The sequence below is a fragment of the Lactobacillus gasseri ATCC 33323 = JCM 1131 genome, assembly GCF_000014425.1.
Taxonomy (GTDB): Bacteria; Bacillota; Bacilli; order Lactobacillales; family Lactobacillaceae; genus Lactobacillus; species Lactobacillus gasseri.
On record NC_008530.1, the window covers coordinates 785,911 to 798,297 of the forward strand.

At 36.2% G+C, this 12,387-nt stretch carries 8 protein-coding genes; all 8 read left to right on the forward strand.

The features are described from left to right. Nucleotides 1-10 precede the first annotated feature (10 nt). The gene (gene rseP / locus LGAS_RS03970; RefSeq protein ID WP_011678872.1) at nucleotides 11-1,267 is read left to right on the forward strand and encodes an RIP metalloprotease RseP; all 1,257 of its coding nucleotides are present in this window, start codon (nucleotides 11-13) and stop codon (nucleotides 1,265-1,267) included. Between the two features lie 16 nt (nucleotides 1,268-1,283). Then, nucleotides 1,284-2,981, forward strand: a complete 1,698-nt coding sequence (locus LGAS_RS03975) for a proline--tRNA ligase (RefSeq protein WP_003647483.1) — start codon at nucleotides 1,284-1,286, stop codon at nucleotides 2,979-2,981. Between the two features lie 5 nt (nucleotides 2,982-2,986). Continuing rightward, nucleotides 2,987-7,285 (forward strand): PolC-type DNA polymerase III, encoded by a 4,299-nt coding sequence (locus LGAS_RS03980; RefSeq protein ID WP_011678873.1) that lies wholly within the window; start codon nucleotides 2,987-2,989, stop codon nucleotides 7,283-7,285. 107 nt (nucleotides 7,286-7,392) lie between these two features. Beyond that, nucleotides 7,393-7,869, forward strand: a complete 477-nt coding sequence (gene rimP / locus LGAS_RS03985; RefSeq protein WP_003647482.1) for a ribosome maturation factor RimP — start codon at nucleotides 7,393-7,395, stop codon at nucleotides 7,867-7,869. Between the two features lie 19 nt (nucleotides 7,870-7,888). Continuing rightward, nucleotides 7,889-9,109, forward strand: coding sequence for a transcription termination factor NusA (nusA, locus tag LGAS_RS03990; protein ID WP_025012233.1), 1,221 nt, complete (start codon nucleotides 7,889-7,891; stop codon nucleotides 9,107-9,109). A gap of 10 nt (nucleotides 9,110-9,119) precedes the next feature. Then, the gene (gene rnpM, locus LGAS_RS03995; protein WP_003650351.1) at nucleotides 9,120-9,416 is read left to right on the forward strand and encodes an RNase P modulator RnpM; all 297 of its coding nucleotides are present in this window, start codon (nucleotides 9,120-9,122) and stop codon (nucleotides 9,414-9,416) included. 2 nt (nucleotides 9,417-9,418) lie between these two features. Further along, nucleotides 9,419-9,730: a L7Ae/L30e/S12e/Gadd45 family ribosomal protein gene (locus LGAS_RS04000; RefSeq protein WP_011678875.1), complete on the forward strand. Its 312-nt coding sequence runs from the start codon at nucleotides 9,419-9,421 to the stop codon at nucleotides 9,728-9,730. Nucleotides 9,731-9,734: 4 nt separating this feature from the next. Continuing rightward, the gene (gene infB / locus LGAS_RS04005; protein ID WP_003647479.1) at nucleotides 9,735-12,380 is read left to right on the forward strand and encodes a translation initiation factor IF-2; all 2,646 of its coding nucleotides are present in this window, start codon (nucleotides 9,735-9,737) and stop codon (nucleotides 12,378-12,380) included. Nucleotides 12,381-12,387: the final 7 nt, after the last annotated feature.

Genomic DNA, 12,387 nt, shown 5'->3' on the forward strand with positions numbered 1-12,387 from the left:
GAACTGCTAAATGAAAGGTATTTTAATCTTTCTAGTTGTTTTTGGGATACTTGTTTTTGTTCATGAATTTGGACATTTTATTGTTGCAAAGAAATGCGGTATTCTAGTTCGTGAATTTTCAATTGGTATGGGGCCAAAACTATTCCAAAAAATGCGTGCTAAGACCACTTATACGATAAGATGGCTTCCATTAGGGGGATATGTTCGCTTAGCTGGCCCTGATGATGCTGCTAAGATTGATCCCGGTACTACCGTAGTTTTGCAGTTAGATAAGCAAAATAAGGTAAAGCGAATCGATGCTTCCGGATCTCAAATGCCTATTGAAGGTATTCCTGTGCAGGTTAATTCAGCGGATTTGGTAGATGATCTAACTATTCAAGGTTATGAAAATGGAAATGAAGATCAACTTAAAACATATGCTGTTGATCATGATGCAACGATTATCGAACAAAATGGTACTGAATTATTAATTGCGCCACGTGATACGCAATTTCAAGAAGCAAGTGTTGGAAAAAAACTAGCTACTAATTTCGCTGATCCCTTTATGAATATTATTTTGGGCTTTATTGTATTTATTATTTGGTCTTTAGCAGCTCCTGGTGCTCCGACTACAACAGTAGGAAACACAATTGCTAATCAACCAGCTCAGATTGCTGGTATTAAAGCTAATGATCAAATTATTGCAATTAATGACAAGAAAATTAGTAATTTCAATCAAATTGCTTCTGAACTTGCAAAAAGCAAGGGAAAGACTGTTGAAGTGACGGTAAAGAGAGAAAACAAAGTTAAAGATTTCTCAGTAAAACCCAAAGCTAGAAAAATAAATGGTCAAAGAATTTATCAATTAGGATTTTATGGCAAACCCGATAATAGTCTTGGAGCTAAGCTAAAGCGGGGCTGGGATACAAGTATTAGTACTACTGGTTTAATATTTAATGCAGTTGGAAATTTGTTTAGACATTTTAGTTTAAATAAGCTTTCTGGTCCAGTTGGAATTTACTCACAAACAGTTCAAGTTTCAAATATGGGTTTTACTTATTTGCTAGCATTTTTAGCAATGATTTCTATCAACTTAGGAATTGTAAACTTAATTCCAATTCCAGGACTAGATGGTGGTAAGTTGTTACTTAACCTAATTCAGCTAATTATTGGAAAACCAATTCCTGAAGATAAAGAAGCTATTGTAGATGTAATTGGTTTTGTCATTCTATTACTATTAATCGTTGCTGTAACTGGAAACGATATTTATCGATATTTTATTAAGTAAATTTTTGGAGGAATAAATGCGTCAATCAAAATTTTTTATGCCAACATTAAAAGAGGCACCTTCTGATGCTGTAGCAAAAAGTCACCAATTAATGCTTAGAGGTGGTTATATTCGTCAGGTAACTGCTGGAGTATATGCATACTTACCATTAGGTTATCGTGTATTACGTAAGGCAGAAAATATTATTGAAGAGGAAATGAACAATATTAATGTGCCTGAAATGATTATGCCTCATTTATTGCCTGCTACTTTATGGCAAGAATCTGGTCGTTATAAAAAATATGGCGCAGAAATGTTTAAACTTCAAGATCGTCATGGTCGTGAAAGTTTGCTTGGACCGACACATGAAGAAACTTTTACTGAAATTGTTGCCAAGAATTTGAAGAGTTACAAGCAAATGCCACTTGCTTTGTATCAAATTCAAACAAAATTCCGTGATGAAAATCGTCCTCGTTTCGGCCTTCTTCGTGGTAGAGAATTTGTGATGCTTGACGGATACAGCTTTGCTGCAACTCGTGAACAATTAGATGAACAATTTGATGATCAAAAGAGTGCATATTTAAAGATCTTTAATCGTGCTGGTGTGACTGTTCACCCAGTTATTGCTGACTCCGGTACAATGGGTGGAAAGAATTCAACTGAATTTCAAGCTCCTGCTGCAATTGGTGAAGATACAATTGCTACAAATGAAAAAGGAACATATGCCGCAAACCTTGAAATGGCTAAAAGTATTGATACCTTTAAGCAAGATCCAGAAGACGCAAAGGAATTAACTAAAGTCGCTACTCCGGGTATGGATACAATTGATAAATTGGCTGAATTTCTTAAAGTACCTGCTACCAGAATTGTTAAGAGTATTTTATATATTGCCGATGATCAAAAAGTCTTAGTTTTGATTCGTGGTGATAAAGAAATTAATGAAGTTAAATTGGGACACGTTTTAGATGCTGATGAAGTGAGAACTGCAAATGCAGATGAACTAGTAGAAATTACTGGTTCTGAAAAAGGTGGTGTAGGACCAATTGGTGCTGACTGGGCCGATAAGATTGTTGCAGACGAAACAGTTAAGGGCTTATACAATGTAGTTGTTGGTGCCAATGAAACTGATTATCAATATCAAAACGCTAATTTAGATCGTGACTTCAAGGTTGATGAATTTGCTGATATTCGTACAGCAAATGAAGGTGAACTAGATCCAGTTGATCATTTACCATTGAAATTTACTACAAGTATCGAAGTTGGTCACATTTTCAAGTTAGGTACTTACTACACGAAGACTATGGGCGCTGATTTCTTAGACAACAATGGTAAGGCAAAACCCGTAATTATGGGTTCTTACGGAATTGGTGTTACAAGAATGCTTTCCGCAGCGGTTGAACAACATTTAACTGAAAACGGAATTGCTTGGCCAAAAGAAATTGCTCCGTTTGATGTTCATTTAATTCAAATGAAGATGAAAGATGAAGCTCAAACAGAATTGGCTGAAAAACTTGAAAAAGAACTTTCAACTAAGTATGATGTTTTATACGATGATAGAAATGAACGTCCAGGTGTTAAGTTTAATGATGCAGATTTAGTCGGTGCGCCATTAAGAATTACAATTGGGCGTAAGGCAAAAGATGGAATCGTAGAAGTTAAGCGTCCAACTGATGAAAAGGCTATGGAAGTTAATATTTCTGATTTGGATGCGATGATTACAAAAGAGTTAGGATAATTTTTGTGGCAAATAAAAACGAACTTTTCAAAAAACTATTAGATCAAATCAAGTTTCCTGATAAGTTTGAAGATAACGATATTGTCCAAAATGGTGAAATTGAAAACGTGGATGTATACGCTAATGAAAGAAAGTGGAAAATCCACGTTTTTTTTGATACACCACTAGATTTTGAAACTTATCGTTCTCTTAATGAACTTATTCATCAGACATTTGAACCTTTTGTGAATGTTGAATTAATAGTCCGGACCAAGGATGGAAGTAGTAAGAATTTACCAGAATATTGGACATATGCAATTCAAAATTCGACTAATTTGAAACCTGCAGTTCGGGAATTTTTACAAGGACAAGCCCCATATTTAGAAAAAGAAAAATGGTTGATTCCAACTCAAAACAATGTTGTGAATGGGCTTCTTTCCGAGCAAGTTTTAGCAGAACTTAATAGTGAATTTAGAAGATATGGCTTTTTTAATATCAAGTTTACTACCAAGGTCGATGAAACAAATATTGATGAAAATCTAAAAAGCTTAGAACAAGTGCAGGCTCAACATGAATCAGCAATGCAAGAATTCTATGAAAAACAACCTGCTGAACCTAAGAAAAAGATGCCTGTTAAAAGTACAAGAATGGGTAGTAATAAAGTTGATAAAAAGGCTAAGTTTATTCAGATTAAAGATTTGGAAGATGGAAGCGGCAATGTAGCTATCGAAGGTCACATCTTTAATACCGATATTCATGAATTAAAATCCGGAAGCGTAATTTTTACAGGTGAAATAACTGACTATACTGATTCAATCAGCTTTAAAAAATTTGTTTCTGATAAGGAGCAGATTGATTATCTAAAAGAAATCAAGCCTGGCGTTTGGGCTCGTATGCAAGGTTATGCAGCTGACGACCAATATCAGCACGATGTTGTTTTTAATATTCGTAACCTAGAATTAATTGAACATAAGGGTCGAGAAGAAAAGTATGAGGGAGAAGAAAAACGAGTTGAACTGCACCTTCATACAAATATGAGTCAATTAGACGCAACTAGTACTGCTAGTGATTTTATTAAAACCGCTAAAAAATTTGGTCAAAAAGCAATTGCAATAACTGATCATGCTGATGTTCAAGCATTCCCAGAAGCATATCATACCGGTGCAAGTGAGAAGATGAAGATTCTGTATGGATATGAAGCTAATATGATTGATGATCATGCTTTGCTCGTGCTTAATCCTACTGAAATGGATTATCGTGATCGTGAATATGTGATTTTTGATGTTGAAACGACAGGTCTTTCATCTGTCTATGACACTATTATCGAAATTGGTGCTGTTAAGATGAAAAATGGTGAGGTGCTTGAAAGATTTGATGAGTTTATTAATCCTCATCATCCTTTAAGTGATACTACTATTAATTTGACATCAATTACCGATGAAATGGTTGGAGCAGCTGACGATGAAAAGGATGTAATCAAGAAATTCAAAGATTTCTATGGAGACCGTCCTTTATGTGGTCACAATGTTCAGTTTGACGTAGGTTTTGTAAACGCTGCTTTACGTCGTGCAGGCTTAGATGAAATTTCTCAACCTGTTGTTGATACCCTTGAAGTTTCAAGACTGTTGCATCCTGAGCAGACTCGACATACTCTTGATTCGCTAGCCAAAAAGTATAATGTTGTTTTGGAACATCACCACCGAGCTAATCAAGATGCCGAAGCTACAGGATATTTGATGTTTAAGTTACTTGATGCTTTTAATGCTCGCTTCCATGAAGCAGATTTAGGTAAAATGAATGACTATGCGAAGTATGGTCAAGTATACAAGAGAGCTAAGCCTAGCCATATGAGTGTTCTTGCTTTGAATCAAGAAGGCTTAAAGAATATGTATAAGCTTGTTTCACTAGCAAGTACGAAATACTTTTATCGTATACCTAGAACGCCTAAATCCGAATTAAGAAAATATCATAAAGGACTATTGTTTGGCAGTGGCTGCTGGCAGGGCGATGTGTTCATCTCAATGATGCAAAAAGGATATGATGAGGCGCGTGAGAAAGCCCGCTTTTATGATTATCTTGAAGTGCAGCCACCTGCAGCTTATCAAACGCTAATCGACGATGATTTGATTAAAGATGAAGATGAATTGCATGAGATTATTCAAAATATTTATAAATTAGGTAAAGAATTGAATAAGCCAGTTGTTGCAACTGGTGACTCGCATTATGTTGAACCCCATGAGGCCATCTATCGTAAAATTTTATTAGCTGCGCAAAAGTCAAATCCTAATCGTAATAAGAAATTACCTGATTTGCATTTTTATTCTACGCAGGAAATGTTGGATGCTTTCAGCTTTTTAGGAGAAGATGTTGCTAAAGAGATTGTAATTGAGAATACAAATAAATTAGCAGATCAAATTGAAGAAATTGCTCCTATTAAGAGTGGTTTATATCCGCCACATATTGAGAATGCAGATCAAGAAATGAAAGACCTGACTTACAACAAGGCTTATGAATTATATGGAAAACCACTACCTAAGATTGTAGAAGATAGAATTGAACTCGAATTAAATTCGATTATTTCTAATGGATATGCTGTTATTTATCTTATTTCTCAGCGTCTTGTTGCCAAATCAAATAAAGATGGTTATTTGGTAGGTTCTCGTGGATCAGTTGGTTCTAGTTTGGTAGCAACAATGTCTGGAATTACCGAAGTAAATCCTTTGGCTCCACACTATCGTTGTCCTAAATGTAAATATTCTAAATTTTTTGAAAATGGGGAATATGGTTCTGGCTACGACTTACCTGATAAAAATTGTCCGAAGTGTGGAACTCCTTTAGTAAAAGATGGGCAGGACATCCCCTTTGCCACTTTCTTAGGCTTCCACGGAGATAAGGTTCCGGATATCGATTTGAACTTCTCTGGAGACTATCAGCCAGTAGCTCATAACTATATTCGTGTGATGTTTGGTCCAGATAATTCATTTAGGGCTGGTACAATTGCGACTGTTGCTGATAAGACAGCTTATGGATATGTAAAGCATTATGAAGATGAAAATGAATTGCATTTAAGAAATGCTGAGCTTGATCGTTTAGCTGCCGGTGCTTCCGGGGTGAAGAGAACAACTGGTCAGCACCCAGCTGGAATTGTTGTTGTTCCCGATGATATGGATATTTATGACTTTACTCCTGTGCAGTATCCTGCTGATGATTTAAGTGCAGCTTGGCTTACAACGCACTTTGATTTCCACTCTATTCACGATAATATTTTGAAATTTGATATTCTAGGGCATGATGACCCAACTATGATCAGAATGCTGCAAGATTTATCAGGAATTGACCCATTAACTATTCCGCCTGATGATCCAGGAGTAATGTCCTTATTTTCAAGTCCCAAAATTTTAGGTGTTACTCCTGAGCAAATTCAGTCAAAGACTGGTACTTTGGGTGTTCCAGAATTTGGTACAAAATTTGTTCGAGGAATGCTTGAAGAAACAAAGCCAACCACTTTTTCAGAATTGTTGCAGATTTCAGGTTTGTCTCACGGGACTGATGTATGGTTAGGAAATGCAGAAGATTTAATTAATAACGGAACTTGCAAGTTAAAGAACGTAATTGGTTGTCGTGATAACATCATGATGGACTTAATTCACTGGGGAGTAAAACCAGAAGTTGCTTTCTTTACAATGGAATCTGTACGTCATGGTAAGGGAATTAGTGATGAAAACATGGAAATTCTGAAGAAAAATGATAAGATTCCTGACTGGTACATTCCTTCTTGTTTGAAGATTAAGTATATGTTCCCTAAGGCCCATGCTACAGCCTATATCTTAATGGCACTTAGAATTGCTTGGTTTAAGGTATATTATCCAGTAATTTATTATGCTTCTTATTTCTCAGTTCGGGCTGATTTGTTTGATTTAGTTGCAATGAGTCATGGAAAGAACACAGTAAAGGCTGCAATGAAGGAAATCCAAGATAAAGGAATGGACGTTTCTGCTAAGGATAAGTCGTTACTTACTGTTCTTGAAATTGCAAATGAATGTTTAGAACGTGGTATAAAGATTAAGATGGTCGATGTGAATGAATCTGAAGCAATGGACTTTAAGATTATTGATGATCATACTATTCTAGCTCCATTTAATGCAGTTCCAGGTTTAGGTGATAATGCTGCTAAGCAAATTGTTGCTGCGCGCGCAGAGCAGAAGTTTCTTTCAAAGGAAGATCTTGCAACACGAGGGAAAGTATCACAAACAATAATGGAATACTTTGAGAACAATGGAGTTCTTGAAGGGATGCCAGATCAAAATCAATTATCACTATTTTAGTGTGTTAATTTACAAATATTAGTAAATATGCTATTCTAAGAACGAAGTTCGAATAGCAAATTCGAGTGAGCAGTAATGCTCACTCTTTTTATTACGGAGGAAGAGATTTGACAAAGGTTACCGAATTGGTGGCAGACGTAGTTACGCCTTTAGCTGAAGCAAGAGGTGATGAACTGGTCGATGTTGAATATGTAAAGGAAAAGAAGCAATATTATCTTCGCATTTATGTTGATCGTCGCCCAGGCGGAATCGATATTGAAGAGATCGCAAATTTGAGTGAATTGGTATCAGAAAAGCTAGATGAATTAGATCCTGATCCTTTTCCTGAGCCGTATATTTTAGAGCTTTCATCTCCTGGTTTAGAGCGTCCAATTAAAAATGAAAAAGATTGGGAGCGCGCCAAAGGATCATACATTCATGTTAGTCTTTATCAAAAAATTGATGGAGAAAAGACTTATGAAGGTACTTTAAAAGATCTCAATCAAAATCAGATCGTCTTAGAAGTAAAGATCAAAACACGACGCAAAGAAATAACAATTCCTCGAAAGGTAATTGCTTCTAGTCGCTTTGCAGTTGAATTTTAGAAAGGATGATCAAAAACTTATGTCTAAAGAAATGGTGGAAGCTTTTGCAACCTTAGAAAAAGAAAAAGGCATCAAGCAAGAAATTATTGTTGATGCAATTAAGGCTGCCTTAGTAGCTGCATATAAGAAAAATTATAATCAAGCTCAAAATGTTGAAGTTGTTTTTGATGAAAAGAAGGGTAACTTCAAGGTTAATGCAATTAAGACAGTTGTTGATGAAGTTCAAGATAGTCGTCTTGAAGTAAGTCTTAAAGATGCACTTGAAATTAATCGTGCGTATGAAGTTGGCGATGAAATTCGCTTTGAAGTAACTCCTAAAGATTTCGGTCGTTTAGCTGCACAAACTGCTAAGCAAGTTATTATGCAACGTTTGCGTGAAGCTGAAAGAGAACATATTATTAGTGAATATTCTCAATATAAGGATGAAATCGTTACTGGTACGGTTGAAAGACGTGACAATCGCTTTGTTTACGTAAAGATCGGTAATGTTGAAGCCGTAATGACACATAATGATCAATTACCAGGTGAAAATTACAACCCTCAAGATAAAGTTCGTGTTTTAGTAACTAGAGTAGGGTCAGATTCAAAAGGAGCTCAAATTACAGTTTCTAGAACTGCACCTGATTTAGTAAAACGTCTCTTTGAACAAGAAGTTCCAGAAGTTTATGATGGAACCGTTGAGATTGTATCAATTGCTCGTGAAGCTGGAGACAGAACTAAGATTGCAGTTAAGAGTAATGATCCTGATATTGATCCAGTTGGGACCTTAGTAGGACCAAAGGGTACTCGTGTTCAAAATATTGTTAATGAATTAGGCGGAGAAAATATCGACGTTGTAAAATACGAAGAGAATCCATCTGATTTTATTGCCAACGCTTTGAATCCTGCAGAAGTAATTGCAGTTCAATTTAGTGGTGATGATGATGACAAGAATGCCCTAGTAATTGTTCCTGATTACCAATTGTCTTTAGCTATCGGAAAACGTGGACAGAATGTTCGCCTTGCTGCTCGTTTGACAGGTTATAAGATTGACATTAAGCCAGAATCTCAAGTTGAGTTTGTCGATTCTGAAGGCGATGACGTTGAAACAGATCAAGATATCGATGATAGTAATGTATCAAATGAAGAAGCAACAGAATCTACTGCTGAACAACTAGAAGAAGATTCAAGCGAAGATTTTCCAAATGGGGAAGATGTTGATTCAGCATTAGATGATGATGCAGATAAAGATGAGGAATAGGTGACTTTCTTTGAAAAAAAGAAAAATTCCAATGCGTAAGGATCTATTGACTAATACTATGCAACCTAAAAAAGAATTAGTCCGCGTAGTTGTTGACAAGGATAAAAATATTTCAGTGGATCCAACTGGAAAGAAGTCAGGTCGAGGAGCCTATGTATCTTTAGAGCCCGATAAGATCGCAGAAGCGAAAAAAAATCAGGTTTTAGAAAAGAGCCTAGGTGTTAAAGTTTCAGCTGACTTTTATGATGATCTTTATGCATATGTTGATCATCAAAAAGCAAGAAAAGAATTGTTTGGTGATAAATAATTTTGCACAACAAACAAAAAACTTTGAATTTACTTGGATTAGCGCAAAAAGCTGGAAAGCTAGCAACAGGATTTGATGCAGTAAAAATATCTTTAAGCAAAAATCAAGCAAAGTTAATTTTTGTTGGTAGTGATGTGAGTCAGAATACTAAAGATAAGCTTGCTTTTTTGATGCGTAAAAAAGATGTTAAATTAGTTGATGTATTTTCTAGCGCTGAAATAACACAGGCACTTGGAAAAGAAAGAAAATTAGTTTCTGTTACAGATGCAGGCTTCAGCAAAGCAATGATAAAGAATTTAAACGAAGGAGTGTGATTTGATGGCTAAAAAGCGTATTTATGAAGTAGCGAAAGAATTAGGCATTGAAAACAAAATTGTTGTAAAAAAGGCACAAGATTTGGGTTTTGATGTAAAGAGCCACATGTCCTCCCTAGATGATAAGCAAGTCTCTAAGTTAGTAGATAGTTTTAAGTCTGCTAATACTACTAAGCCATCTACTGAAAAGGATTCGAAAAATTCAAGTCGTAAAGAAAAAACAAAAATAAAGGTTTCTGTAGGTGCAATTCGTCGTCGTGATAATAAAAATGATCACGATAATCGCCATGGTAATAATAAACGCAGAAACAATAAATTTAAAAAACAACAAAATGATCGTCGTGCTGAACGAAATAAACCGCAAACAGAAGCTAAATCTGCAGCACGTGATTTATTGAATAAATTTAAGAAAAAGCAACGAGCTGAAGCTAGTGAATTAAACGCTCAGACTGAAGCTTCCCGCCGTAAATGGCATCAAGAACAAAATCCTCAAAGATCAAAGGTTAAAAAAGTGGAAAATACTCGTAAGCCAAAAGAAGAAAAACTTGAAGGAGCTGCAGCTGTTAAAGCTCGTGTACAAGCTTCACAAAAACCAGTTGGTCCAAAGATTATTAAACCATCGCCGGCAAGAAATAAGGCAAAGAGACCTACTGTGAAGAAGGTAGAACCAATTGCTCCAGTTGTACCTGCTCCTCAAAAAGAAGAAACAAAACCAACTCGCAAAAAAGACTTTACTCGTAAGAAACGTGAAGTGCCAGATTATGAACGCGAAAGAAGCGAACATTCTGATAAGGCACGTCGCCGTAGAAATAAGAAAAATAAGCGTATTAATCAAAGTAAAGAAATTAAAAAGCAACCAACGCAAAGAAAGGAACGTCCATTGCCAGAAACATTGGTTTATGAAGAAGGCATGAATGCTCAAGATTTAGGAAAACTTCTTCATAGGGAGCCTGCTGAAATTGTTAAGAAGCTCTTTATGCTTGGTGTCATGACTAACCAAAATCAGTCTTTGGACAAAGATACTATTGAACTCCTAGCAGCTGAATATGGTATTGAAGCACAAGAAAAAGTGCATGAAGATATTTCAGATATTGATACTTTGTACACTAAAGAAATGGAAGAATCAAAAGCTTCTAAGCATCAAGAAAAGCGTCCTCCAGTTGTTACAATCATGGGTCACGTTGACCATGGGAAGACCACTTTACTTGATAGATTACGTCATACTAATGTTTCTGAACATGAAGCAGGTGGTATTACTCAAAAGATTGGTGCTTACCAAGTACGAATCGATGATCGTTTGATTACTTTCTTAGATACTCCAGGACACGCAGCCTTTTCTAACATGCGTGCTCGCGGTGCTGAAATTACTGACATTGTTGTTTTAGTAGTTGCAGCAGATGATGGTGTAATGCCACAAACAATTGAAGCTATTGACCATGCTAAGAGTGCTGGTGTGCCAATTATCGTTGCTGTTAACAAGATTGATAAGCCAGGTGCAAATCCAGATCATGTAATGGAACAACTTATGAAATATGGCTTAGTTCCTGAAGACTGGGGCGGCGATACAATCTTTGTTAAGATTTCTGCTAAGACAGGTAAAAATGTTGAAGAACTCTTGCAAATGATCTTGCTTCAAGCCGATGTTATGGAACTTAAAGCTGATCCTGATCAAAAGGCGATTGGTACTGTAATTGAAGCTCGTCTTGATAAAGGACGCGGTTCAGTTGCCGATGTTTTGGTTCAACAAGGTACTTTGAAGGTTGGAGATCCAATTGTTGTTGGCGATACGTTTGGTCGTGTTCGTGTTATGACTAACGATAAGGGACGTAGAGTCAAAAAGGCAACTCCATCTGCTCCTGTTGAAATTACTGGATTGAATGATGTTCCAGAAGCAGCTGATAAGTTAGTAGTCTTTGAAGATGAAAAGACAGCTAGAAGTGTTGGTGAGCAACGCGCTAAGAATGCTTTAGAGAAACAACGTGAGAATGTCCAACATGTTACTTTGGATAATTTGTTTGACACAATGAAGAAAGAAAACATGAAGGAAGTTGACATCGTTCTTAAGGCCGATGTTCAAGGTTCAGCTGAAGCATTGCAACAATCTCTTGAAAAGATTGAAGTTGAAGGCGTAAGAGTTAACATTATTCACTCTGGTGTTGGTGCAATCAATGAATCTGATGTTACCTTAGCTGGTGCTTCAAATGCATTTATTGTTGGATTTAATGTTAGACCAACTAATACTGCTAAGAGTCAAGCAGATGCTGAAGGTGTAGATATTCGTCTTTATAACATTATTTACAAGGTTATGGACGATGTTGAAGCTGCTATGAAGGGTATGCTTGAACCTACATACGAAGAAAAGGTTACTGGAAACTTAACTGTACGTGAAACTTGGAAGGTATCTAAGATCGGAACAATTGCTGGTGCTTTTGTTGATAATGGATATGTTACTAGAGATTCCGGTATCCGTGTAATTCGTGACGGTATTGTTAAATATGATGGAAAAGTTGCATCTCTTAAGCGTTTCAAGGATGACGTTAAGGAAGTTAAGCAAGGATTCGATTGTGGTATCACCATTGAAAACTTCAATGATATCAAGGTTGACGATCAACTTGAAGCCTACGAAATGCAAGAGGTACCTGTTAAATAGGCATCTT